Raw genomic sequence first — 24,812 nt, forward strand, 5'->3', positions numbered from 1 at the left:
AATCAGACGATATCGAACTCGACGCCATAGCTGCCGAGCTGGCCCGCGACATGGCCGGTTCCCATGATGGGAACAAGGCCGCAGAGCGAGCCCGTGGTGACGATGGTGCCGGCCTTCAGGGGGAAGTCAGGCCGCTGGTTCTTGGCATAGGCGATGAACGAGGCGAGCACCGTGCCGAACGAGTGCTTGGCAGGGGCGGCGTAGATCTGCTCACCAGCAAAGTTCAGCGTGACCTCGAAATCGTCGATCTCGGCGCCCAGCTCGCGATGCGCCGGGTTCATGACGTAGCCCAGTGCCGACATGCCGTCGGCGAGCCCGCCATTGTAGCCGGCGATCGTGCGGTCGGCGTAGCGCGTGCCGCAGATCTCGATACCGACGAAATAGTAGTCGATGGCCTCGACGATATCGATCTCGTCGCGGCGCGCCGTCTCGACGTCGAGATCGCGATCGAGCACCAGGCCGACCTCGAGCTCGAGCCCGGTGATGTTAGCCGACGGCAGCTTGAACGCACCGGACCGGCCGAAGCGCGACTTGTAGATCGGCGCGACAGCGCCAACGCCATCCGGCGCGACCGCGGTCTTGTAGAGGCCGGGCGTCTCGCCGAGCAATTGCATGACGCGCAGTTGCACATCGAAGGCCGCGGCGCGGTCCAGCTCGGAATAGGGCTTGGCATCGACATCATGCCGGCCAACCTTGTGGGCTTCAGCAAGCTGATGGGCGAGGTCCTCGACAAGGCTCATCTGCGCGTATCCTCCATTCGCATAAGATATATTATGGAACTGAAATCTATCAGTTTGGCCGTGCGTTTGCGGGTCTGGTGTTGCTCACGGTGATCGCACCCACTTTGACACGTCGATAACGGTGACCGTGGCAAATCGTACGTTAGTTCCGGTGATTGTCATGTGGCAGCCGACTCGGCTCGGTCAGTTCCGACGGCAACCTAATCGCGAGTTGTGTGTATTGCCACCGCGGGCAATTACAACGAATGGGCGAGCTCTTTGCATGCTGGCGAAACGCGGGCTTGCGAACCTTCGACGTGGCGAGCGACGCTTGCCCTCCGATGACCTGTGGAGACGTATCACGCGTATCCGATCTCTTTCAGAAACCCATCGACGAGCGCAAAGGACTCGGCGTCGTGACCGATGCCGATGTGGCCGCCATCGGGATAGATGTGCGCTCTCGCACCGGGGACACGCTCTCCGATGTATCGGGCCGCTGCCGCAGTCCCAAAGCCGTCGTCTTCGTAGGACACTGCCAGTGTTGGTGCGGTGATCGTCTCGATCGCCATCGGCGCCGGGTTGCCTGCGAGCCGCGCGTCATTGAGCAAGCCGTCAGCACGGCGGCTGACCGGCAGAATGGAGTCGAGGATGTGTCGCGCCCTCGCCTGTTCCGTCGAATCTGCCGCCTTGACCAACGCAGGCTTGGTGGCCAGCAGGGCTTCGGTCAGAAGGTCTGGCACCGTGGCGATCGCCAGCCAGAAGAGAAAGTCCGATCGGAGCGCGGCCATGGCCATTTGCATCTGGTCGGGTGGTACCGACTGGACCGGCGTCTGGCGGGGGACGTAGCTGGCTGGGACCAGCGGCAGCAGTGCCGCACAGCGCGTGGGGTGCCGAATGGCGAAGGCCAAGGCAGACAGTGCTCCCGCGGAGCCACCGGCGACGGCGATTCTGTCGATATGGAGCGCGTCCAGAAGGTCCACGAAGGCATCTGCCTGGTTTTCCGATGATGGGTCTTCGGGAAATGCGGTACGCAGGTAGCCGAAGCGTGACGGGGCGATTACGCGATAGCCCGCGTCGCTGAAGCGGTTGGCGAAGAACAATCCCTGATCGAAACCACCCCCGGTGCCGTGCACCATAAGGAACGGCGTTCCGGCCCCGGCCTCGGCATACTCGAGGTCACCGAAACGGGACGGGATAACTTTGCTCAGTTCGGGTGCCACCAAGGCACGGGCCTTGGCGATTCCACTGCCGTAGGCTAACGCGGTGGCGCCTCCCGCGACAACCAGCCCTGCCCCGACTGCGCCCAGCCCTAGAACTGCTCTTCGTGAAACCATCACGAAACCTCCCTGTGGTTCTCCATGCTACTCAGCTCCGTCGATCCACGGCTCTCTCCGTTGTTCATGGTTGGTCGGCGAGGGCTACCTCGCCTCCTCGACATGCCAGATCACATCGGTTCGGATTTCGTTCGGAGGCGTGTCTGGGGGACTGAGGTAGCTCTCCCACATATCCTTGGTCCCCGAGAGGCCCTGCTCTTTCATCGCTGCGGCCATGAGGTCATAGGTCTTGGCGACAGTGTCGTAAGGACCGATGTGGGTGGCAGTCATGCTCGTTCCACTGGGGGTTTCTCCAATGGAGAGACCGGCAGTGCGCAATGCGGGAACATCGTTGGCCAGCACCGGGAAACCCAGGTCGAAGCTGGCCGAGGTCTCATCGAAATCGGTGTAGTGGGCGAGTGGGTTGCCGGCCATCTGTGCCTTTGCTTTCGCAAACAACTGACCGAGGGTCGCAAAACCCTGTCCGATGGTCGCCGGCATCTCTGGCAGTGTTGAGCGCAAGCTGACGTAAGCGAAAGGCCTGGGCGTCAGTTCGACAATGAGCGGATCAGGCATCGTCACCTCCTGTTGTTTGACCCCAACCTAGCTCCGCCGTCCGACCCCCAATTTGATCCAGGTCAGATGCATGCCGTCAGCGTCAAGCGCTGGCCGGGGCGGCAGGCCGCGCCAAGTATGTGGCTTTGCCCGTCTCGTTGTAGAACCGCTCGGTGCTCGTTCGTTCACAGAGCTGCGTTGCCTCCCGGGTGACCGCAGAAGCCGCCGCGGCAACACCGAAGCGGTTGGCAGACTCGAGGGACCACCCTCGCGCCATGGCCAGGGTCAACGCCGCAACGTAGCTGTCGCCGGCACCCACCATGCTGTGCACCGTCACCTCCGGCGGTGCGATGGTGAACTGGGCGTCACGGGTGGTGACCAGCGATCCCTGCTCGCCCATGGCAAAGACAGCAACTTCTGCTGCCCCCGATGCGACCAGTTGTGCTGCAACATCTGCAGGGGAGCCGGGAGCGGAGGCCTCCGCCGCCAGCTCCTCGGCTTCCAGCTGATTCAGCCGGATCAGGAACGGGCGGCCGGCGAGGCCCCTCTTCAGGGCTGCACCGTGAGTATCAAGGATCAGCTTTGCGTTGTTCCAGCGGACGAGATCGCCCAGGCGGGCGTAAAAGTCCTCCGCGATGCCGGGCAGCAGGCTGCCGCTGGCGACCACGTAACCAACCCCGCCGCCAATGACGCGACCGAGTTCGGCAAGGATCTCTTCGCCATGCCGCGGCTCTTGTGGCGGTCCAGGCAGCACGAAACGATAGTGGAGCCCGGTTTCTTCCTCCATCACGGTCAGAGAAGAACGAGTCTCGCCACTCAGTGGGTACTCAATGCAGTCGACGCCGGCTCCTCGCAGCAGATCGCGGTATTCGTGGCCAGTGTGACCGCCAAGCGCGACAAAGGCGCGGCTGCTTCCCCCCAGCTCGCGGATCGCCCGCGATACATTTGCGCCCCCTCCCCCCGGATGCAGGACCGCAGGGCCACATCTCAGCTTGCGCTGCGGTTCGAGCCGGGGAACCGAGGTGGTTGTGTCGAGCGCCGGATTGAGGGTGACCGTCAGGATGGGCAACTGAGTCATGGCTGCGATCCCGCGGAGCCCGCTGCAACATGGATGGCCGCGATCCGCCTGAGCATCGCCAGCGCCTCGGCGCGGGGGCGCTGGAACGTATTCCTGCCAACGATCGAACCGTGCCCACCACCGGCAGCGATGGACGTGATCTCGGCGTAGACCGCGTCGATGTCCTTGGCCGGACCGCCGGAGAATACGACCAGCCGGCGCTTGCCGAACGCAGCCTCCAAGACGTGGGAGACGCGGCTCTTGAGGGTCGAGAGATCGCAGCCCGGCGCCTCGTACGCCGACTTCGCCTGGGCCGTCTCGATGCGATCCGTGGGTGGTTTGACCTTGATGATATGGGCCCCGAGTTGCGCGGCGATCTGTGCGCCATAGGCCACAACGTCGATTGCGGTCTCGCCCTCATGAGAGAGGGACCCGCCGCGCGGGTAGGCCCAGATGACAACTGCAAGGCCATGGGCCTTCGCCTCGGCGGCCCCTGCCCTTACCTCTTCGAACATTTCGTATTGGCGGTCCGACCCCGGGTAGATGGTGTAACCGATGGCGCTGCAGCCGAGCTCCAGTGCATCGCGGACGGTCGCGGTGATCGCCTCGTCTTTGATCGAACCGAGCCCGTTGGCACAATTGGCTTTGAGGATAAGCGGCACGGCGCCGGCATAGCGGTCAGCGCCGACCGTCAGAAACCCGAGCGGCGCCGCCAGGGCACTGACCCCGGCCTCAATCGCGAGTTCGAAATGATAGCGCGGGTCGTAGCCGGCGGGATTGGGTGCAAAGCTCACCGCTGGCCCGTGTTCAAATCCCTGGTCGACCGGGAGGATCAGCAGCCGCCCGCTGCCGCCCGTAAGTCCATGCATCAGCATGCGGGCCAGATTTGCCTTCACGCCGGGCCTCTCGCCATCGTACCAGCTGAGCACCTCGCGCACCGGGCCAGTGATCTGCATGTCACCGCTCCGTCAGGATGTCGCCCGCGCGGTCGGACGGGATGCCGCGGGGTGAGACGGCAGAGAGCGGGCCATGGCGATGGCGGCACCGCGCAGGCCGGCGTCGGCAGCGGTCTTGATCACTCTCACCGGAACCTTGGCGATATAAGCCGAGCGCTCGCCCCGGCTCTCGAAGGCCTCGCGGAAATGGCCGGTCTGCAACGCCGGAATGATGTTGGCAACGAGGCCACCGCCCATGTAGAGGCCGCCGCGTGCGCCGTACAGGAGCGCGATGTCGCCCGCCACCCGCCCCAGCCAGGTCGCCATGATCTGCAGGGCGCGCATGGCCACTGGGTCCTCACCGGACAGGCCAAAGGCGGCAATCTGCCTGGCGCCGCTGGATTTGGCCTTCACCTTCGCTTTTGCAACGAGCGCCTCGTAGAGCTCTGCAAGCCCCGCTCCGGTGAAGACTTCATCGCAGGCGACGTAGCGCTCCGCGAGGAAGTCCGTGCCGAGTTCGGCCAGATCCTCCTTGGTCAGGACGAAGCGCAGGGAGCCGCCCTCGCCAACGACGGGCACCCAATCCTTGCCGGCCCGGACGAGCCCCGCGATGCCCAGGGCGGCGCCGGCCACCAGCACGGCCTTGTTACCATATGGAACGGCCGCACCGGCATGCAGCTCCTGCAGGTCGTATGCCGACAGGTTCGGCAACACGAGGGCACTGGCCTCGATATCGTTGATTAGGCAGACATGGTCCGCGCGAGTCGCGGCACGGACATCGTTGCGGGTCAGCTTCCAGTTACGGTGGGTGAAGGTCGCGGCGTCGCCCTCGACCGTTCCCGCGAGGGCGATGGATACCTTGTTGGGGCAGCGGGGAACGGACGCGAGGTAGCGCTCGACGGCCTGCATCGGCTCTTCGAAGTCCGCTGTGCTGAGTAGCGCGAAGTTGGACACCGACAACTCGTCGATGTCAGCGATGGCGAGGCTGACGTATCTGGCGCCAAAAGCGCCAACCAGTGCTTGACGCGAGTGCTCGATCATCTGGGTGCTCCCTACTTGGTCTCGACGCAGCATGGCGCTGATCGAGCGGGGTGCGTTTGATCTGGATCATCCGACCACACGTTTGATGCGGATCAAGGAACGGGGGCATCAGACGGGAGAGCATCAACGGCAAACGGCCCCTCGGGTCTCGTCCAACGGGAGCACTACCGATGTCGCAACACGCCAATCAGATTGCCTGGTTCGAAACGCTTCGCCGCACCGATGTCGGGCGTGTGGGAGGCAAGAACGCCTCGTTGGGTGAGATGGTGCAGATCCTCTCACCGATGGGCATTCAGGTGCCGCCCGGCTTCGCGACGACGGCGGATGCCTATTGGCGGTTCGTAGAGGCCAACGACCTGAGGAGCCGGATAGCCAGTCACCTGGCCGCGTGGGAGGAACACCGTGCCACCCTCCCGGAGACTGGCCAGGCCATCCGGAGCTTGATCCTGCAAGGCACATGGCCGGAGACCACGGCCGAGGCGATACGGTCCGCCTATCGCGAGCTCTGCCGGCGAGGCGCGGGCAACGATATCGATGTGGCAGTCCGCTCGAGTGCCACGGCCGAGGACCTGCCAGACGCGAGTTTTGCCGGCCAGCAGGAAACCTTTCTCAACATCAGGGGTGAGGATGCGCTCCTCGCTGCTTGCCGACGCTGCTTCGCTTCGCTCTTCACGGACCGGGCCATCAGCTACCGCAAGGCCAAGGGTTTCGACCACATGAAGGTTGCCCTCTCGATCGGGGTGCAACGCATGGTGCGGTCCGATCTCGGCGGCTCGGGCGTGATGTTCTCGATCGACACGGAAACCGGGTTCGACAAGATCGTGCTGATCAACGGTGCCTGGGGCCTGGGCGAAAACGTCGTGCAGGGCGCCGTCGACCCAGACGAGTACGTGGTCTTCAAGCCGTTCCTCGAGCGGCCTGGCGTCGTACCGATCATCGAAAAGAAGCGCGGTACCAAGACGATCAAGATGATCTACTCCGGAGGCGAGACGCCGACCCGGAATGTCCCGACTTCAAAGGCGGAGCGGTCTGCGTTCCTCCTGGGCGACCGCGAGATCGTCACGCTCGCGAAATGGGCTGTCGCCATTGAACAGCACTATGGCTGCCCAATGGACATGGAGTGGGCTAAGGACGGCGCCACCGGAGAGATGTTCATCGTGCAGGCGCGCCCGGAAACGGTGCAGGCGCGGCGCGAGGTTGGGGCGATGAAGTCCTATCGGGTGCAGCAGCATGGCCGCCGGTTGCTTTTCGGCCTCGCCATCGGCGATGCCGCCGTCAGTGCGCCGGTATGCCTGCTCGAGAGCGCGGCGGACATCGAGCAGTTCGTGGACGGCTCGGTGCTGGTGACCTCGACGACCGATCCGGATTGGGTTCCAATCATGAAGCGGGCTGCGGCGATCGTCACTGACCATGGCGGGCGGACGTCGCATGCGGCGATCGTCAGCCGCGAGCTTGGGCTGCCGGCCATCGTCGGCACCGGCAACGCGACTGAACTTCTGCACAGCGGCCAGGACATCACCGTCAGCTGCGCCGAGGGCGACGAAGGCGCGATCTACGAAGGCCAGGCGGAGATCGAAGTTCAAACGCTCGACCTCGAGCACCTGCCCCCAAGCACGACCAAGGTGATGTTGAACCTCGCAAATCCAGGCGCCGCGTTCCGCTGGTGGCGGCTGCCGGCGGACGGGGTCGGCCTCGCACGCATGGAGTTCGTGATCAGCAACGCCATCCGCATACATCCGATGGCACTCGTCCGCTTCGATGATCTTCGCGACGATCAGGCAAGGCAAGAAATCGAACGGCTTACCGCCGGCTACGACAGCAAGCCCGAGTTCTTTGTTGACCAGCTGTCACGCGGCCTGGCGCGGATCGCGGCCGCCTCATATCCGAAACCGGTCATCATCCGCATGAGCGACTTCAAGACCAACGAATACGCCGGCCTGATCGGAGGTGCAGGGTTCGAACCCCTGGAAGAGAACCCCATGATCGGCTTCCGCGGCGCATCTCGCTACTACTCTCCGCAATACAGGGAAGGCTTTGCCCTAGAATGCCAGGCCATCGCCCGACTGAGGACAGAGCTCGGCTTCGACAATGTTGTCGTCATGATCCCGTTCTGCCGGTCAGTTGTTGAAGCGGACCGTGTCCTCGAGGTGATGGCCGAGTATGGCCTCAAGCGAGGTAAGGATGGCCTGCAGGTCTATGTGATGTGCGAAGTGCCGTCGAACGTCGTGCTGGCCAAGGAGTTCGCCCGGCGCTTTGATGGCTTCTCGATCGGCTCCAACGATCTGACCCAACTCACCTTGGGCGTAGACAGGGACTCCGAGGAACTGGCCGCACTTTTCGACGAACAGGATCCGGCGGTCAAATGGATGATCGGCAACGTAATCGCCGAGGCGCACAAGGCCGGCGCAAGAATAGGGCTCTGCGGCCAGGCGCCGAGCGACCACCCGGAATTCGCACGGTTCCTAGTCGAATGCGAAATCGACTCTATCTCCGTCAGCCCCGATAGCTTTGTGGCCGTCAAACACCAAGTCGCTGCCGCAGAGGCGGCGAAACGATCAGCAGCCTGAGGATCAAGAAATGAACGATCTCGACCACCGCGAGCAGGCCCAGCTGGGCCTAAAATACATCGAAGACTCAGTCGTCAACTTGCTAACGCGGCACCCCAAAGGGCTCAGCTCCCCCGCAATAGCGGAGGTGCTTGGCCTAAGCTCGGACCTCGAGCCGAAGCACCGCGAGATGATCGCCTCCGGCATCCTGGAACTGCTCGTCCGCTCGGGGCGTATCCTCTGGGACGAAGCCAGCCGCACCTATGTCGACAACCCGGACAAGTCCTGAGCAGAGACGCATGTCACAGGAACGCAAAGCGGTCTGCCTGGTGCCATGTCAGCGGCAAGGATCCTGGGTCGCCGATCGCTTCGCTTACACTAGCTAGGGCTGGCAGCCGCAATCGGCGGCATGCCGAAGATGCCAGGCTATCGCCTCGTCACCGGAGGCGAGCGGTAGCAGCGGATGGTTCCGGTGCCAGGCATGGTTCCGTCCCATCGTTCCCTCCTAGTGCATTCGATCCTGTGTTCGAAACCACGAACGAGCCTCGGCCACGATCTGGGCATCGCTTGGATGGTCGGTGGTCCGCACGTCCCAAACCCTGTGGGCAACCTCGGGAAAGTGTTCATCGAGGTACCCCTTGAACACCGTCTTTGCCTTACCCGGCCCCATGATCAGGATGGCTTCCGCGCTGCGGAGATTCTCGGCGATTCCCCGCATCAGGTCATGATCCATCTCCACCGTGCCCAGTCCCACGTGATTGGCCTTGCGATGCAGATGGTGCTCCGGTCTGTCGTCGCTGACAGATTGCATATCGGCCGTCATGGCACCGATGCGGAAGATCTTGGCGTGGCGCTGGTCGATCCAGACGCAGGCGTGAAAGCTCATGAGCGAACTCCTAGAGAACGGTGATCTGGTTGGTGACCTGGGACACGCCGGGAACGCACCAGGCGGTACTTTCCGCGAGGCCCTTTTCGTGCCAGGACGTGACTTCGCCGGAGAGCGTTACCTCGCTGCCGTTTGCGGTTACGTCGATACGCTCTGCATCGAGCGGGGCAACGCTCGCCAGCGCCTGCTTGATCTTTTCGTGCACTTGGTCCGCCTGAACGGGCGGCCGGATCTGAGCGTCGCTGTGGATCTCGCGCACCCCCTCGAGCAGCTCCAGGTCGTGGATCGCTGCCTGCAGTTGGAAGTGCCAGTCGACGTCCCCGTGAAGAGTGACAGTGCCATCCTTGACGGCGAGATGGAGCCGATCCAGCGGGACCGACACGTTGGACGCCAATCGTGCGTAGGCCCGTTCGGCAATCTCCTCGTCAGAGGTTCGGTTGATGCCCGGAAGCTCGACCAAGAGCTCATTGATTACGGCCCGCACCCCCTTCACCTGCCCCGCCCCCCGTTCCGCCGAGGAGCGTTCGAGCAGGCTCGGCACATGCCCGGAAATCGTGACGATCCCCTCCCTGGCACTGACGCCGATATGGCTCGAGTTGATTGAGGGATCCAAGTCAAGACGCGACTGGACGGCGGCCTGCAACTGGTGATCCTCACGCATTTGATGCTCCTCGGGCATGTTTAGAAGCCATACTACCACGTGCCCCGGGGCCGGCTTTGACTCAGCTCAAACGGCGCCGCGACGGGACTGCCGGCTAAGGGCAAGGTAGGCGGCGGCGAGCGAACCGGCCGGCAGCCACCGGAATGATCACCAACGCGGAGCCGCCGTCACCCGACGACGGCCATCGACCGGTGTGAGCCTTGCCGTTCTTGCACCGGAGTCTCGATCAATTCGAACGCTCCTTCAGTGTGACATCAGAATTGGAAGAAGCCGGTTAGCCAATACCGTCCTGGTGGCGCCGCCGAGCACGAACTCACGGATGCGACTGTGTCCGTACGCCCCCATTACGAGCAGACCGGCCCCACGTTCGATTGCTGCCTGCTGTAGCGCCTCGCCGATGGAGTGCTCAGATCGGCTGAACAGATGGGCTTCGGCTGCGATCCCGTGGTGCCTCAGGTAGTCCTGCAGGGCACCAACGGAAGCAGGCTCGACAACCTTGTCATCGGTCGCACAAAGGATGGTCACATGCTTGACGACTGAGAGGATGGGCAACGCATCACGCACCGCCCGTGCCGCGGCCCGGCCGCCGTCCCAGGCGATCGCGGCCGATGCCAGATGCGACGTGACCTCACCTTCAGGAAACAGCCATGCGGGGCCCCCTGATCCGAACAGCACGGCCTCCGCGATCGCCGCCTGGTTGTCGCTGCTCGCTGTCGGCGTGAGTAGTGAACAGTCGAAGGTCCTGGCCTGTGCCGCGAAGAAACCCGCAGCAGCCTCGGGTCGGGTCTTGGCACTGCGCACGGTCAGGTTGATCTGAAACCGATTGGCCAGGTGGTTGACCTCGTCAATCAAAGTCTGAGCTGTGGTGTGGCTCCTCGCTTCGGCGGCAGCAATCATGCCCGACACGTTGACGAGTGCATCCCCCAGGACATTGTGAACCTCGCCTATCTCCACCTCATGAGCGAGAGCGGTCACCTCGCCGCCGAGCGTCGCGGCCATGTCGAAGGCACGCAACAGGCTGCCCTTCGGCGTGGGATCTGGATAGGTGCTGAGCGGCAGGAAGAAGCTCAGGGACATCGCATGCTCCTCAAACGGCTTCCGGCGTCTGCGCCACAGCGGCTGCAATGGCCGGCCGATCCGATGCAGCAAGCCTGCCCATGATGACGGCAGCGATGGCGCCGAAGCCAAAGCAGAGCACCACAAGCGTGAGCAGCCAGCCAATGACGGGGATCATTCCCAGCAAGCCCATCACCACGATCGAAGCCGCGAGAACGCCGACCCGCTTGACGTTGCTGTCGACCGATGTCAGCGCAAGCGCGATGCGAACGCCCAGGAGGTAGGTTCCCGTCAGGTGGGCGAGTGCGCAGGCCAGCACGACGAACACCAGTGCGAACGGCACCAGGAAGATGCCGAAGATGGTCAGCACCAAGACTGGTACCAGGCCGACGACGGCGGCGAATGTTACGAGCCCTGCTCCGATGCGGCGAAATGGGCGCGTTGCCCCCGTTGACTGCAGCGACTGGGTCAGTTGCGGCAACAACGTGATGACAACGACCCCCACGACGAGGAGCAGCAGCCACCACAGGCCGATCCCCCACACGGCGGGCCATATGTTGCGCACCGCATGCTCGGCGGTCTTGCCCGCCTCGGAAGCATAATCGGGGGCCACCAGTTGCTCGAACTTCACCCGGTCGGCTGCGGCCACCGATACCGGTACGGCAATCTGCCGCGGCGCACGTACCGTAACCGTGCCATCCACCCGGGCGCCGGGGCCGAAGGCAAGGTTCTCGCCGACGAAGCTCAGGTCGCCCTTCACCGCCGAGGCCAAGGTCGCCGTCTGGGCGGTGATCAGGGCCGCGCCCCCGATTTCCGATGATACGGTGACGGTCTGGCCGGCAACACGCAGGTTGCCGGCAACCGGCTGCGACGAGGCCACCGACACCGTATTGCCCATAGCGGTGACGTCGCCGCCAACCTTGCCGGTGACCGAGATCGAGAAGCCCGCGGCATACAGGTCACCTGCTACGTCGGCGCTCTGCGTGATGTTGAAGCCCGCGAGATGTGCGTCGCCGCTGACAGGAGCGCGAACCACAACGTCGTAGCCGGCGGCGAACACATCACGCGCCACGGCTGCGTCGATCTGAGCCGATTGGCCGGCCGTGAACTGATCGCCTCCGAAGGTGAGACGGCCGTCCTGCGCCAGCGCTTGGGCCGGCAGGAACAGCAGAGAAACGGCAAGCAGTCTTGCAACGGGGTGCATAGTTACCTCCACGGGATCACGAGGGTTCGGGTCGGGTGTCCGGGGCTCCGAGTTCAGCCGGCGCCATGACAGGCGCCGACGGATGCGCGCGCCACGGCCGAAAATCGGACGGACGAAAGGTCTGCCAGGTGAGCGATGGGCCGCCTTCGGGCAGCCGCGCGCCGACACTGAGGACCTCTTCGAGATCGCCGCCCGGCAGTATTTCGATCATCGGGCCCGACGGCGTCAGTCCGGCGAAGACTTCGCCAGCAGCGGCGTTCGCGATGCGCTGATCCACGGGAAAGCCGATCTGCAGCGTTACGGCACCCGGCAGTCGGTTTCGGTAGACGATGACAAGCTCACTGGGCTCATCGGCCCCCTGTCGTTGAAGGAAGCTATCCAGCACCCCGATTCCCTGCCGGATTGCGGAAGCGACGGACGACTCTTCCGTGCCGCAGAAGCGGACAACATAGACAAGGGGCCGGCCTTGATAGTCTGTCGCCTCTCCAGTCCGGGCCGGTTGCGGAATGGGGGACATCGGACGCTCCGATACTGCCGCCTGGTTGGGTGCCACCTACCCCTCCTCTGCTGTGCTGGCTCGTTTGTAGGCCTGCGCAGGGGTGCCTGATTTGACCGAGGTCAAACGCCAGAGCGTCGATCAGCGACGAGATGCTGCGGCGGTGGCCCCGGCCGACGCTCAGGTCGTCCGACACCGGGCGAAGGCGCCGGATCCGGCGTCCAGACCACTTGACGAGGATCAAAGCGGTCCGAGCTGGTTCGTGCAGGCTACCTCGCGTTAGCAACGGAGGTTGTTCATGAGCGACGAAGCTAAGGATTCCTGGAAGACGTTCACCGAAGAAGTCGAGGTGGCTGGACACCATCTGGTAGACGAGGTCAACCGCCTGCTGGCGGAAGGAAGTGTTCGGAAGCTCGAGATCCGGTCCGAAGAGGGCGATGTGTACTTGTCGGTGCCATTGACCGCCGGCGCCGTGGCGGGTGGCGTAGTCGCCCTTGCGGCGCCGTGGCTGGCCGTCATAGCGGCGATCGCGGGCCTGCTCGGCAAGGTGAAGCTCGAGATCGTTCGAACTGAGCCGCCAAAGACCGAACCGGGCGATAGTCCGCCGCCGACAAGTTGAGAAAGAAAGAGGGCCGGAGTGAACCGGCCCTCTTCGACTACTGGGCCACGTATCCGCCATCGACGAGATGGTAGCTTCCAGTAATGAACGAAGCTTCGTCAGAGAGCAGGAACTCGGTGAGGGCTGCCACTTCCTCAGAGGTCCCAAGGCGCCCAACCGGATGCAGGCCTCGGATCACCGTCAACGCCGCCTCGTCGAGATGCTTGGAAAGCAGCGGCGTATCAATGAAGCCCGGACCAATTGAGTTGATGCGGACGCCATGCTTGGCATACTCGATCGCTGCAACCTTGGTCAGTCCGACGACGCCATGCTTGGCTGCCACGTAAGCCGAAGCCGTGGCAAAGCCAACGGTCCCCAGTATGGATGCCATGTTGACGATGGCGCCACCGCCTGAAGCAACGATTGCCGGCAGCTCGTAGCGCATGCCGTAGAAGACGCCGTTGAGGTTTGTGTCGATAACCTTGTGCCAGCCGTCCAGCGGGTATTCGCCTGTAGGAGCAGCCGGTCCGCCGATGCCGGCGTTGTTGACGGCCAGGTGCAGCCCCCCAAAGGCTGCCTTTGCGGCATCGACCATTGCCTCCACCTCGACAGCATCGGCGACGTTGACTTTATGTGCCTCAGCAGTGCCGCCGGAGGCCTTGATGGCACTTGCCACACCTTCCGCTCCCGCGAGGTCCAGATCGGCCACCAGCACCTTGGCGCCATGGGCGGCCAGAGCACGGGCGACTGCTGCGCCAATTCCCGATGCCGCGCCGGTGACGACAGCGGCTCTTCCTTCAAAATCGTAGCTCATTGTCAGCTCCATCATGTTCGGATGAGCCACTGAACCCGATGTACCAGGCAGGTGCTTTGACTTGGCTCAACCGGCCATACGCCTGATTGATCTACCTCAACGTCGATCCGCACCGATGCTGTCATTTGAAGTTCGTTCAACGGAGCAAAAGACAATGGCCAGGATTTCGCACATCACGCTCGAACTGGCTCGCGAGCCGGACCACCCGCATGGGGATCGCAGCCACGGATATCACCTCTATCTTCCCCTGACCGAAGAAGGGCGCATCGATCTCGCGGCTTGGGACAAGATGCGGAACGCCTGCCGCGTACGCCGCTTCCGCCCAGGGGAGGACGATCTGCATGGCTGGATTCGTCGTGGCCCAGGCGGCAAGTGGAGCTTCGACTATGACGACCGCACCGATTTCGATGACGAAATTGGGTTCCGGCTCACCGACGAGAGCTTCGTGCCTGGCGAGTACGTTTCGGTACTCGAGGACGACGGTCGGATGCACACGTTCCAGGTGGTTGCCGTCCGGCCTGAATGATCGGGCCGGACGCGTCAGTCGCTCAGCGCAACCAAAGCCGCGGCATCCACGATCTCGATGCGATCGATCGAAGGGACCTTGATAATCCCGTTATCCTTGAGATTGCGCAGCACGCGAGAGACGGTCTCGAAGGTGAGGCCCAGGTAGTCGGCAATGTCGCAACGCTGCATTTGCAGGGCAACGACATTGTCCGATGCTTGGCGGTCGAGCAGATCAACCAGGAAGGAAGCAAGCTTCTCGACCGCACTCATCCGCCCCAGCCTGAGCAAATGGTGCTGCGCATCGGCGAAGCTCGAGAGAGCAAGCCGCAGCAGACGGTGTGGCGGAACGCCTGAAGCATCCGTATGCACAATCCGTATCCCAGCCCCATCGACGCTCTCGGCGTAGCACTGACGCTCGTCGCCAGCCTCGAAGCCGAAGACATCGCCGGCGAAATGGAAGCTGTTGATCTGGCGCCGGCCATCGCTGGTCACGCGGCAAATGCGCACTGTGCCGAACTCGACCACATACACGGGTCCAGCTTGGTCGCCCTGCGCGAAGATCGTGGAGTCGGTTGGATAGAAGGTCACCGGACCTGCCTCTGCCTTGGCTACAAGGGCGGGGTTCAGGGCAGTTCCCTGCCGCAACGTTGCGGCGGAAGCGTTAGCAAGAAACATCGGCACGCTGGACATCTCGACACCTCGATCTTGGATGTCTGAGCCTCGCTCATCCAGTCACGGCGCGAAATTCCGGTCGGTGTACTAGGGATTCTACTACGTGGCGGTACGTGTGGCGATTGCCGACCTCACTGCATCTGACAGCGCCGGCCCCAGGGTTGGCTTGGTAAGTGTTCGAAAGCTCAAGGCGGCCATCGGGTGCGCCGGGCTGTTGGCCAGGAACACCACCGGCTCAAACTCTGCCAGAATCCGGCGGCTCTCGGAGCCGGCATCGTCCAGCGCGTGATGATCCAGGACTGTGCAGGCGAAGGACGATGAAGGCTGGTCGACGTCGTGCATCGAGGCAGCGGCCGTCACATCGTAGCCCTCCGCCTCGAGTGCGAACCGGAGGGAGTTCCGAAAGGTGGAGCTTGGCGCAACAACGAGCAGGTGGACCATCTACTGTTCTTTCTGCATAGAGCGCTGTCGATGCATCTGAACAGTATGGCGAGCCGCTGCGCTGTTTCTTGCTCTAGATCAAGCCTCCCCGTGTTGGTCGGATAGATCCACGTCCATGGCCATTCTTACCAGCTCGGCGTGGCTGCGCGCCTGCATCTTGCCCGGCGGTGCCTCAAACCGCCTCAATGCGCCACCAGGACAGGCACTGCCGCCGATTTCAGAACATCGCGTGTCACGCCGCCCAGCATCCACTCGCGCAGGCGCGAGTGCCCATAAGCCCCCATGACGACAAGATCTGCGGCTGTTCTCACAGCCTCGTTCAGGATGGCAGCGCCGGGGCTGGTCCATCCGTCGACGACGTGCACCTCCGCATTGATACCATGGCGGCTCATATAGCGCCCGATATCCGCGTCAGGGGCCCTGCCCTGCTCTTCCGCAGCACCAAGGTCTTCATCAACTATGGCGACCACGACGGACTTCGCCTTCTTCAGCAGCGGCATCGCATCGGCGACAGCGCGTGCCGCCTCACGGGTGTTCTTCCAGGCAACGAGCACGTTCCTGTATACGGAGTAACCCTGGAACGCGGGCGGCAGGAAGAGGCATGGCCGGCCTGACTGGAACAGCACCGCCTCCTCGATCCACTGTCCCTTGTTCGGATCTCCATATGGCCGCGTACCAACAAAGAGATCGGACTGACGCGCTTCACTGGAAAGGATGTGGCCGACCTGACGCGGATAGACGTCCAGGCGCCTGATCTCGTAGGTCAAGCCGAGCTGGCGGAACTCGCAGTCAAGCGCCTCGGTCGTAGCCTCGGCCTGCGCAACCGACTGCTCCACCAGCCTCTGCAGGAAGGCTGACCCGCTGGGGTCGGTGATGGAGAGCACGTCCGGCAGCTGGTGCAGATAGATCCCCGTGAGATGGGCATCCAAAGTCCGTGCAACGGCTGCGGCGTGGGCGATGCGGATCTTGTCCTCGCTCGAGCCAGTCAGGTGGACGGCAATATCCTTGATCACGGTGATCCCCTATTGTGCGACGAAGTGGCTGCCCAGGAAGTACGGCCAGATGAAGAGGCCCAGCAGGCCCATCCAGAACTGGAGCTTCAGAAACCCGATAGTGAAGAGCCAACCGGCAAACCAGAAGGCGCCCAGAGAAGTATGTTGCGTGATTTGTATGCGTTCCATCTGTGCCGCTCCGATGTGTTCGAGGCATGTTGCCCGGGTCTGGCTCTGCCAACTTGATTTGCGTCAAGCCTGGACTTTGCCCTGCAGCCGCTCCACCAACTCTGTGAGCCTCTGACCCAGCATCGGACCGCCAATTTCGTCCTCGCGGAAAATCTGGCTCGCGATTGCTGGCGATGGGGCCGCAGCCTTCATTTCCGCCAGGGCCGGCTCCGGTGGCGAATTCGGGCTTGTGCCCGCACAGGTGACGAATACCGCCGCAGCATCTGCCTCCGGGAGCATCTCGAAGGCGCTCATGACCGGCGGCGCGGCGCGCGCTGCCCATACGGGGCCGCCGACTATGACCAGGTCATAATGCGCATGCTGCGGGGCAACGATGCTCACCTTGGGGTGATGCCGGGTGAAGACGTCCCACGCAATGGCCAACGGCCTGTACCAGGTCAGGTATGTCTGGCAGGTTATCTCAGCCAGATCGGCACCCAATCGCTCGGCCAGGGCCTTGGCGACCTTCTGAGTGTTTCCGGTATTGGAATAGTAGAGAACCAGCGCTCTCATTCTCAGTCTCCCAAATGCTCCAGGTGAGATGAGCACGAGCACGCGTCCGCCAGTTGATCTGGCTCAAGTTGCGCGCTGGCCGCCGTGGGATCCTGTTTCGAGTTCGCGCAACCGAGGGCGGCAGTCCCTCCCCTCCCCCTTCCTTCCCGTTGGCAGATATGACCGTTCGCAACCTCGACCAGTGCTTTCGTCCCAAGTCTGTCGCGATCGTGGGAGCCTCGCAGCGGCCCCACTCTGTCGGGGCGATCGTGCTCCGAAACATCCGCTCGGGCGGGTTCCAGGGCGCGATCTACCCGATCAACCCCAAGTATGACCGGATCGACGACATCGCCTGTTACCGCAACGCCGCCCAGCTGCCGGATGCGCCCGACCTTGCTGTTGTCGTCACCCCACCTCACGCCGTACCCGGTGTCATTAGCGAACTTGGTGCCCGTGGATGCAAGACTGCGGTCGTGATCACGGCGGGTGTCGGCGCGACCAACGGCCTCCGACAGGCGATGCTGGATGCCGCGCAGCCGCATGTGATGCGCATCGTCGGCCCCAACACGATCGGCATGCTGTCACCGCTGGTATCGCTCAACGCCAGCTTCGCCCATCTGCCGGCGAAGCCCGGCAAACTGGGGCTCATCTCCCAATCGGGTGCAATCGTCAGTTCGATTGTTGACTGGGCGGCCGCCGAGGGAGTGGGCTTCTCGCAGCTGATCTCGCTGGGCGACATGGCCGACGTCGACGTAGGCGATTGCCTCAACTGGCTGGCGATGGATGCGTCGACCTCCACCATCCTCATGTACCTGGAGTCGGTTCCGGAACCGCGCAAGTTCATGTCCGCCGCCCGCGCGGCGGCACGGATCAAGCCGGTGATCGCGGTCAAACCCGGCCGACATGGCGAGGCTGCCCGGGCTGCGATGACCCACACGGGCGCCCTCACCGGTTCTGATACAGTGATCGAGGCCGCGCTCCGTCGCGCGGGCGTCATCCGGGTTCGCAACCTCGAGCAGCTGTTCTACGCCGCCGAGGTCACGACGCGCTTCCGTCCTCTCAAGTTAGGCCGTCTTGGGATCGTGACCAATGGCGGCGGGGCCGGTGTACTCGCGGTCGACGACCTGCTCGATCTTGACGGCAGCATGGCCTCGCTTGATCCGGAGACGTTGGCGAGCCTGGACGCTTCGCTGCCGGCGACGTGGTCTCGTGCGAACCCGGTCGACATTATTGGAGACGCCCCTCCTGAACGCTACACCGCCGCCGTTTCAACCGTGGCGGCGGACGCATCTGTCGATGTCGTGCTCGCGATGAACTGCCCGACGGCGCTTTCCTCCTCGCTGGACGCTGCGCTTGCCGTCGCCGGACTCGCGACGAGCGGGATGATTGCCGGCAAGCCGACGATCGGGTGTTGGCTTGGCAAGGAGACGGCCGAACCAGCTAGGATAGCTCTGCGTCGGACGGGCATCGTCGCGGTTGATACACCGGCAGCAGGGGCCCAGGCGGTCGACTTCCTCACCCGCTGGTCCAGGCTGCGTGAGCGACTGGAACGCGTGCCGCCTAGCGCGGGCGCCGTGCAGACCGATGCCCCGCGCGTGCAGAGCATCCTCAAGGAAGTAGCGCACGAGGGCCGAACCGTGCTGACCGAACCGGAGGCCAAGGCGGTGCTCGCCGCGTATGGTATTCCGGTACCCGAGACACGCACCGCGGCCAGCGAACTGGAAGTCGGCGCCGTTGCGGCCGAGCTGCTCGAGCGGCACGATGCTCTGGTAGTGAAGCTTCTGGCCAAACAGGTTACCCACAAGTCGGACATCGGCGGCGTCGTCCTCGACCTTACCAGCCCCGAGTTGGCCCAAAAGGCCGCCGCAGACATACGGGCCAGGGCGTTGGCCGCAGGGCTCGAAGAGTTCGAAGGCTTCACGATCCAGCCTATGATCCGTCGGAAGCACGCGCATGAGCTGCTTCTAGGTCTCAACACCGATCCGAGTTTTGGGCCGGTGGTCGTCTTCGGAGCCGGAGGCGTTTCGGTCGAGGTCGTGCGCGACACGGCGACCGGACTCGTGCCCCTCGACGAGGTTCTCGCGGGCGACCTTGTCGACGCCACCCGCATCTCGCGCGTTATGGCCGGCTATCGCGACCGGCCGCCGGCAGCGAGGCAGGCAGTCATATCTGCGATGCTGTCGCTATCCCAATTGGCAATTGAGCAGCCGGGCATCGTGGCGATCGACATAAATCCGCTACTGGTCGACGACCACGGGACAATAGCCCTCGATGCCCGTATCGAGATCGCGGCCGAGCGACTGAGGGAGGCGAGCCCCAACCGAAGGCTGGCAGTTCGCCCCTACCCGTCGGGTTGGGAGCAGCAGATCCGCTCCAACGGGCAGACATTCGACATTCGCCCTATGCGACCGGCAGACGCGGCGCTCTATCCCCGGTTCCTGGAACGAGTGACAGCTGAGGACATGCGACTCCGGTTCCTAACGCCCACGCGGTCGCTCTCGCACGAGATGATCGTACGCCTGAGCCAACTCGACTATGACCGCGACATCGCGTTTGTCGCGCTCGAGGCCGAAACGGGGGATCTCGCCGGCATCGGTCGGTTCGCCTCGGATCCCGACCATGAAAGCGCAGAGTTCGGCATCATGGTACGGAGCGACCTCCAGGGGCTGGGGCTCGGTACCGCTCTGATGCGCCAATTGCTCGACTATGCCCGGGCGGATGGACTCGCCCGGATCGATGGCCTGATCCTCAGGGAGAATGGCGCGATGCTCGATCTTGCCGCCCGCATGGGATTCTTCCGCGTCCCTGAGACAGATGCAAGCGAAGCCGTCAGAGTGAGGCTGGTGCTTCGCTAGCGCCTTCACCGCCTATGGTCGGGCGCTCCGCGGCAGCAGCGGGTCATCATATTCCTTATCGCAACGGCGAGTGCGTCGAGGTCCGTTGCCGTGCTGGTGCCGTCACCGACGATGTCTCCGGTCTTCTCGGCTGCCTGACGCAGCATACGAGCGCCGAGATTCTCCTCGGGGTTCTTTAGACTGAACTCCTTGGCGATGGTGACGCCGTCATTGCAGACGATCGGGGCGCCCCATTTCCCCCTCTTAGGGCCGACGGCCAGTGTGGCGTCGCCCGCGTCGGGGCGTCTTGATTCGCGTCAATTCGCGTCCAGATTGACCTGTATCAATCGGCACCTCATTGCATCCCGATAGCCTCCGGCAACCGACCGTTCCCTGGAGCCATAGAGTGCAAGCGGCGCCGATCGACATGGAACTCCAATCCGGCCTCACCAGCATTGAGGCACGGCGCCGGCTGGAAGTGTTCGGGCCCAACAGCCTGCCTTCGGGCAAGCCACCAACTGTGTGGGATCGGCTGTTGCGTCTCGCCCGGGAGCCCATGCTGATCCTGCTCTTGCTGGCGGCGGCGATCTATTTCGTGCTGGGCAGCATGGCTGAGGGCACGATGCTGATGCTGTTTGCCCTGTTCAGCATCTCACTGATGCTCATTCAGGAGCGACGAAGCGAAGATGCACTCGCAGCGCTGAAGCAGCTCTCCGCACCCATTGCACGGGTGCGGCGCGATGGTGAGGATGTTCGCCTTCTTTCAGCAGATCTGGTTCCCGGCGATCTGGTCATTCTCAACGAGGGTGAGCGCGTGCCCGCCGACGGCGTCCTGTTGGCCGCCGCCCATCTGTCCATCGACGAGTCGCTGCTCACCGGCGAAGCCGTGCCGGTGGACAAGGCCGCATCGCCGACCGGAATGCTGCCCCCGCCAAATCGGGTGTTCGGCAGTACGCTCGTCGTCAACGGCCACGGCGTCGCCCGCGTGACCGAGACCGGTCCACGCACCGAGACCGGCAAGCTCGGGGCCTCGCTGGCGGCCATCGCTCCTGAGGAAACGCACTTGCAGCAGGCGACCGGCCGGCTCGTCCGCGTGTTCGGCATCCTCGCGCTCTTCGTGTGCGGGGGCCTCGCGGTCTATTACGGGCTGGTGATGCAGGATTGGCTGCAAGGAATCCTCTCCGGCATCGCCCTCGGCATGGCGATGCTGCCAGAGGAGTTTCCCGTGGCACTCGCCATATTCCTCGCAATAGGCAGCTGGCGACTTGCACAGGTAGGGGTGTTGGTTCGTCGCGCGGCGGCAGTCGAGGCGCTCGGCGCAACGACCTGTCTGTGCGTCGACAAAACCGGCACCATCACGGAGAACAGGATGCAGTTGCGCTATCTCGACGATGGCGCAACGCGGCTTGACGTTCGGCAGACAGAGGTATTGCCGGCCGGCTTCGTGCCGCTGCTAAGGGGTGCCTGCTACGCCTCCCGCCGCGGCGGCTATGACCCAATGGATCTCGCGGTATTCGATCTGGCTGACAATGTGCTGGCATCTGACCTCGATGAAGGCCTCGGGCTGGCACGAGAATACGGTCTCACCACCACTCTGCTTGCCATTTCTCAGGTTTGGCGCGACAGCACTGGAAGCCTGTTCGTTGCGACCAAGGGGGCTCCGGAAGCGGTTATCGGCATGTGCCCCATGAGCGCCGGCGACGCGGCAGCCATGATCGACCGTGCCCATGATTTGGCGACCGAGGGACTGCGGGTGCTCGCGGTAGCGGAGGCTGCTTGGGACACAGAGGTGCTGCCCGACGACCCCCGCCAGTTTGCGTTCCGCTACCTTGGCCTTCTCGCCTTCGAGGATCCGGTGCGAGCCAGTGTGCCTGCCGCCGTGACGGCGGCCCATGCGGCTGGGGTCGAAGTGAAGATGATCACTGGCGACTTTCCAGCCACGGCCCGCACCGTCGCCGCCGAAGCCGGAATTCCCAGTTCAGAAGTCGTGACGGGAGAGGACCTGCGAGGCGCCGGCCCCGATCTTATGCAGAAGTGGGCCCGGACGGTGAGTGTGTTCGCTCGGGTCAGGCCAGAGCAGAAGCTCCAGCTGGTCGATGCGCTGCAGGCCGTTGGCGAGACCGTCGCGATGACCGGGGACGGCGTCAATGACGCACCAGCGCTCAAGTCCGCCGACATCGGCATCGCCATGGGCAAGCGTGGTACAGACGTGGCTCGCGAGGCCGCCGGAATTGTCCTGCTGGAGGAGGATTTCGGCAGCATCATCGAGGGTATCAGACTGGGACGCCGGATATTCGACAACCTGCGCAAGGTCATCATCTATATTGCCGCGGTACACATTCCCATTGCCGGGCTGGGATTTCTCCCCGTGGTGTTCGGCATGCCGATCGCAATTTGGCCACTGCACGTGGTGGTTCTGGAGATGGTCGTTGACTCGATGTCCTCCCTTGCGTTTGAGGACACGCCGGCTGAGCCCGACATCATGCGCCGTCCGCCGCGCCGGCGCAGCGAAAGCGTCGCGTCCCTGCCGCAACTGCTTTATGGCCTCGCGCAGGGCACAGCGGTCCTTGCTGCCGCATTTGGGATCTTCGCAGGTGCGTTGGCGGTAGGGGTCGACGACGACGTCGCTCGGGCCATGACGATCGTGACGACGATCATCGGCAACCTCGGGCTGGTGCTCAGCAATTCGAGCCAGCATTCGGTCTTCGAAGGCGCCCTGCCCCGACCGCAGCCGTTGTTCCTGCCCATCGCCGCCGCTACGCTGACGCTGATCCTCCTTGCGATCTATGTTCCGGCTCTGCGCGAGATCTTCCATTTCGGCGTCCCCTCGGGACTAGAGCTGGCTGTCGCATCCGCCGCCGCTCTCGGCTCCTGGGTCCTGGTGGAGGCCAGCAAGCTCCTGGCGCCAGTGCGGCGCATCGCCGGGGCATTTTGATCGAGGGGGACAGGCAATGCGAGCCATGAGGTTGCACCGGGCCGGAATTCCGCTCATGCTCGACGAGATTCCCGTTCCTGCCCCTGAACCAGGCGAGTTGCTGATCAGGGTCACGGCCTGTGGCGTGTGCCGCACCGATCTGCATATCGTCGACGGCGACCTGCCCGCGCACCGGCTGCCCCTCGTGCCGGGGCACGAGGTCGTCGGGATTGTGGCCGAGAGCGCTGAGGGCTTCACTGTCGGGGGCCGCGTTGGCGTCCCCTGGCTCGGAGCGACATGCGGCGAGTGCAGCTATTGCCTCGCCGGGCAGGAGAACCTATGCGACCGGCCGCAGTTCACCGGCTACGATCGCGATGGCGGATATGCGGAGTTCTGTGTCGCGCGGGCCGCCAACTGCGTTCGCCTGCCGGCCGGAGGTGACGACGCGCACCTTGCTCCCCTGCTCTGCGCCGGCCTGATCGGCTTTCGTTCGTACCGGCGAGCCGGCAAGCCAAGACGGCTGGGGCTGATGGGGTTCGGGGCTGCGGCCCACATTATCACCCAGCTGGCCCGTGCCGACGGTGTCGCGGTCTACGCATTCACCAAGCCGGGAGACGCGAGCGGCCAGGCGTTTGCCCGCAGTCTCGGGGCCGTCTGGGCAGGTGGGACCAACGAACAGCCGCCGGAGCAAATGGACGCCATCATCATCTTTGCGCCGGCGGGCGAGCTCGTTCCGTTGGCGTTGCGGCTCGTACACAAGGGCGGCCGGGTCGTCTGTGCTGGCATCCATATGAGCGACATCCCTGCATTTCCGTACGCTGACCTCTGGGGTGAGCGAGAGATCGCCTCAGTGGCAAACCTGACAACTGCAGATGCAACCGACTTCTTCGCCCGGCTGGGATCGCTGACTGTCGCGACAACGGTGACAACGTATCCGCTGGAAGCCGCGAATGAGGCGCTTGGGGACCTGCGGTCCGGGGCCATCAACGGTGCCGCGGTGCTGTTGCCTTAGTCGAGCCGAGGTGCTTCGAGGCATGAGGTGGAGGCCGCCTGAAGAGACCGTCCGGCGCTTGATCGAGATCAACCGCTAGGGCCTCGATGACGTCCAAGATCAGGCATGCATGACAAACGCACCAGCGACGAATCCCGTGGGCTGCTCCTCACCGAGGGGCTGACCAAGATCTATCGCATGGGCGAAGTCGAGGTTCAGGCACTCAAGGGCGTCGATTTCGCCGCGTCTCCGGGCGAGTTCATCGTCATCCTTGGGCCGTCCGGTTCCGGCAAGTCCACGTTCCTCAACATCGTCGGCGGCCTCGATACTCCGACAGCAGGCGACGTCTGGTTCCGTGGTGATCCCTTGACCCGGGCCTCCGAGGGGCGCCTCACCCGCTATCGCCGCGATCACGTCGGCTTCGTCTTCCAGTTCTACAACCTCGTCCCTAGCCTCACCGCCAAGGAGAACGTGCAACTCGTCACTGAGATCGCCGGCAATCCGATGCGGCCCGAGGAGGCGCTCGAGATGGTCGGCCTTGGGGACCGCCTCGATCATTTCCCGGCGCAGCTTTCCGGCGGTGAACAGCAGCGGGTTGCGATCGCTCGTGCCATCGCCAAGCGTCCTGACCTGCTGTTGTGTGACGAGCCGACAGGGGCACTCGACTCCAAGACGGGCGTGTTGGTGCTTGAAGCGCTCACCAAGGTGAACGAGGAGCTCGGGACGACCACGCTCGTCATCACGCACAACGTAGCGATCAGGCAAATTGCCCACCGGGTCGTACAGTTCGCCGACGGCCGGATCGCCACGACGGAAGTCAACGCCACCCGCAAGTCTCCCGCAGAAGTGAGCTGGTGACC

General features: G+C 63.7%; 25 protein-coding genes and 1 pseudogene. 8 read left to right on the plus strand and 18 right to left on the minus strand.

Going from position 1 to position 24,812, the window contains the following annotated elements; all coding sequences use genetic code 11:
- Positions 1-2: 2 nt before the first annotated feature.
- The 6 genes from ACOYW5_RS02835 to ACOYW5_RS02860 all read right to left on the minus strand — a co-directional run bounded on the left by ACOYW5_RS02835 (position 3) and on the right by ACOYW5_RS02860 (position 5,620).
- Positions 3-740, minus strand: a complete 738-nt coding sequence (locus ACOYW5_RS02835) for a hypothetical protein (RefSeq protein WP_423067747.1) — start codon at positions 738-740, stop codon at positions 3-5.
- Between the two features lie 338 nt (positions 741-1,078).
- A complete protein-coding gene (locus ACOYW5_RS02840; RefSeq protein WP_423067748.1) occupies positions 1,079-1,939 on the minus strand; it encodes an alpha/beta fold hydrolase in 861 nt (286 codons plus the stop codon).
- A 198-nt stretch (positions 1,940-2,137) separates the two neighbouring features.
- Positions 2,138-2,608 (minus strand): GyrI-like domain-containing protein, encoded by a 471-nt coding sequence (locus ACOYW5_RS02845; protein ID WP_423067749.1) that lies wholly within the window; start codon positions 2,606-2,608, stop codon positions 2,138-2,140.
- A gap of 82 nt (positions 2,609-2,690) precedes the next feature.
- Positions 2,691-3,665 carry a 1-phosphofructokinase family hexose kinase gene (locus ACOYW5_RS02850; protein WP_423067750.1) on the minus strand — a complete coding sequence of 325 codons (975 nt, stop codon included), beginning with the start codon at positions 3,663-3,665 and terminating at the stop codon, positions 2,691-2,693.
- Entirely contained in the window at positions 3,662-4,600 is a 939-nt protein-coding gene (locus ACOYW5_RS02855) for a class I fructose-bisphosphate aldolase (protein ID WP_423067751.1), read from the minus strand. Before ACOYW5_RS02855 ends, ACOYW5_RS02850 begins: the two co-directional genes overlap by 4 nt.
- Positions 4,601-4,612: 12 nt before the next feature.
- Positions 4,613-5,620 carry a glucokinase gene (locus tag ACOYW5_RS02860; RefSeq protein ID WP_423067752.1) on the minus strand — a complete coding sequence of 336 codons (1,008 nt, stop codon included), beginning with the start codon at positions 5,618-5,620 and terminating at the stop codon, positions 4,613-4,615.
- 170 nt (positions 5,621-5,790) lie between these two features.
- On the opposite strand from ACOYW5_RS02860, the gene ppsA reads away from it, so the two are divergent.
- Positions 5,791-8,187, plus strand: coding sequence for a phosphoenolpyruvate synthase (gene ppsA, locus ACOYW5_RS02865; protein WP_423067753.1), 2,397 nt, complete (start codon positions 5,791-5,793; stop codon positions 8,185-8,187).
- 10 nt (positions 8,188-8,197) lie between these two features.
- Positions 8,198-8,455 carry a hypothetical protein gene (locus ACOYW5_RS02870; protein WP_423067754.1) on the plus strand — a complete coding sequence of 86 codons (258 nt, stop codon included), beginning with the start codon at positions 8,198-8,200 and terminating at the stop codon, positions 8,453-8,455.
- Between the two features lie 216 nt (positions 8,456-8,671).
- Here the strand turns inward: ACOYW5_RS02870 and ACOYW5_RS02875 are convergent, their stop codons facing one another.
- The 5 genes from ACOYW5_RS02875 to ACOYW5_RS02895 all read right to left on the minus strand — a co-directional run bounded on the left by ACOYW5_RS02875 (position 8,672) and on the right by ACOYW5_RS02895 (position 12,490).
- Positions 8,672-9,052: a translational machinery protein gene (locus ACOYW5_RS02875; protein ID WP_423067755.1), complete on the minus strand. Its 381-nt coding sequence runs from the start codon at positions 9,050-9,052 to the stop codon at positions 8,672-8,674.
- Between the two features lie 10 nt (positions 9,053-9,062).
- On the minus strand, positions 9,063-9,713 hold the full coding sequence (locus tag ACOYW5_RS02880; protein ID WP_423067756.1) for a BON domain-containing protein: 651 nt from the start codon (positions 9,711-9,713) through the stop codon (positions 9,063-9,065).
- 243 nt (positions 9,714-9,956) lie between these two features.
- Positions 9,957-10,790 carry a universal stress protein gene (locus ACOYW5_RS02885; protein ID WP_423067757.1) on the minus strand — a complete coding sequence of 278 codons (834 nt, stop codon included), beginning with the start codon at positions 10,788-10,790 and terminating at the stop codon, positions 9,957-9,959.
- Between the two features lie 10 nt (positions 10,791-10,800).
- Complete coding sequence (locus tag ACOYW5_RS02890) at positions 10,801-11,973, minus strand: hypothetical protein (RefSeq protein WP_423067758.1); 1,173 nt, start codon at positions 11,971-11,973, stop codon at positions 10,801-10,803.
- Between the two features lie 16 nt (positions 11,974-11,989).
- Positions 11,990-12,490 carry a hypothetical protein gene (locus ACOYW5_RS02895; protein ID WP_423067759.1) on the minus strand — a complete coding sequence of 167 codons (501 nt, stop codon included), beginning with the start codon at positions 12,488-12,490 and terminating at the stop codon, positions 11,990-11,992.
- Positions 12,491-12,767: 277 nt separating this feature from the next.
- Here ACOYW5_RS02895 and ACOYW5_RS02900 point away from each other — a divergent pair, with 277 nt between their 5' ends.
- On the plus strand, positions 12,768-13,088 hold the full coding sequence (locus ACOYW5_RS02900) for a DUF4342 domain-containing protein (protein ID WP_423067760.1): 321 nt from the start codon (positions 12,768-12,770) through the stop codon (positions 13,086-13,088).
- A gap of 37 nt (positions 13,089-13,125) precedes the next feature.
- On the opposite strand, the gene ACOYW5_RS02905 is transcribed toward ACOYW5_RS02900, so the two are convergent.
- The gene (locus tag ACOYW5_RS02905) at positions 13,126-13,881 is read right to left on the minus strand and encodes an SDR family NAD(P)-dependent oxidoreductase (protein WP_423069393.1); all 756 of its coding nucleotides are present in this window, start codon (positions 13,879-13,881) and stop codon (positions 13,126-13,128) included.
- 154 nt (positions 13,882-14,035) lie between these two features.
- Between ACOYW5_RS02905 and ACOYW5_RS02910 the strand changes: the two genes are divergently transcribed.
- Positions 14,036-14,407, plus strand: a complete 372-nt coding sequence (locus ACOYW5_RS02910; protein ID WP_423067761.1) for a hypothetical protein — start codon at positions 14,036-14,038, stop codon at positions 14,405-14,407.
- Between the two features lie 14 nt (positions 14,408-14,421).
- On the opposite strand, the gene ACOYW5_RS02915 is transcribed toward ACOYW5_RS02910, so the two are convergent.
- The 5 genes from ACOYW5_RS02915 to ACOYW5_RS02935 form a co-directional block, all read right to left on the minus strand.
- Entirely contained in the window at positions 14,422-15,078 is a 657-nt protein-coding gene (locus ACOYW5_RS02915; protein WP_423067762.1) for a helix-turn-helix domain-containing protein, read from the minus strand.
- Between the two features lie 81 nt (positions 15,079-15,159).
- Positions 15,160-15,501, minus strand: coding sequence for a DNA-binding response regulator (locus tag ACOYW5_RS02920; protein WP_423067763.1), 342 nt, complete (start codon positions 15,499-15,501; stop codon positions 15,160-15,162).
- A gap of 182 nt (positions 15,502-15,683) precedes the next feature.
- On the minus strand, positions 15,684-16,514 hold the full coding sequence (locus ACOYW5_RS02925) for a universal stress protein (RefSeq protein WP_423067764.1): 831 nt from the start codon (positions 16,512-16,514) through the stop codon (positions 15,684-15,686).
- 9 nt (positions 16,515-16,523) lie between these two features.
- Positions 16,524-16,682 carry a hypothetical protein gene (locus ACOYW5_RS02930; protein ID WP_423067765.1) on the minus strand — a complete coding sequence of 53 codons (159 nt, stop codon included), beginning with the start codon at positions 16,680-16,682 and terminating at the stop codon, positions 16,524-16,526.
- 63 nt (positions 16,683-16,745) lie between these two features.
- Positions 16,746-17,234, minus strand: coding sequence for a flavodoxin family protein (locus ACOYW5_RS02935; protein ID WP_423067766.1), 489 nt, complete (start codon positions 17,232-17,234; stop codon positions 16,746-16,748).
- 158 nt (positions 17,235-17,392) lie between these two features.
- Between ACOYW5_RS02935 and ACOYW5_RS02940 the strand changes: the two genes are divergently transcribed.
- Positions 17,393-20,068 carry a bifunctional acetate--CoA ligase family protein/GNAT family N-acetyltransferase gene (locus ACOYW5_RS02940; protein ID WP_423067767.1) on the plus strand — a complete coding sequence of 892 codons (2,676 nt, stop codon included), beginning with the start codon at positions 17,393-17,395 and terminating at the stop codon, positions 20,066-20,068.
- 77 nt (positions 20,069-20,145) lie between these two features.
- Here the strand turns inward: ACOYW5_RS02940 and ACOYW5_RS02945 are convergent.
- Positions 20,146-20,304 (minus strand): annotated as a pseudogene (locus ACOYW5_RS02945) (TCP-1/cpn60 chaperonin family protein); the annotation flags it as partial.
- Between the two features lie 149 nt (positions 20,305-20,453).
- Here ACOYW5_RS02945 and ACOYW5_RS02950 point away from each other — a divergent pair.
- From ACOYW5_RS02950 to ACOYW5_RS02960, 3 genes are all read left to right on the plus strand, one after another.
- Positions 20,454-22,982, plus strand: coding sequence for a cation-translocating P-type ATPase (locus ACOYW5_RS02950; RefSeq protein ID WP_423067768.1), 2,529 nt, complete (start codon positions 20,454-20,456; stop codon positions 22,980-22,982).
- 16 nt (positions 22,983-22,998) lie between these two features.
- Positions 22,999-23,973 carry a zinc-dependent alcohol dehydrogenase family protein gene (locus ACOYW5_RS02955; RefSeq protein WP_423067769.1) on the plus strand — a complete coding sequence of 325 codons (975 nt, stop codon included), beginning with the start codon at positions 22,999-23,001 and terminating at the stop codon, positions 23,971-23,973.
- A 105-nt stretch (positions 23,974-24,078) separates the two neighbouring features.
- Positions 24,079-24,810, plus strand: a complete 732-nt coding sequence (locus ACOYW5_RS02960; protein ID WP_423067770.1) for an ABC transporter ATP-binding protein — start codon at positions 24,079-24,081, stop codon at positions 24,808-24,810.
- Positions 24,811-24,812 lie beyond the last annotated feature (2 nt).

The sequence above is a fragment of the Devosia sp. CN2-171 genome, from assembly GCF_049354815.1.
Taxonomy (GTDB): Bacteria; Pseudomonadota; Alphaproteobacteria; order Rhizobiales; family Devosiaceae; genus Devosia_A.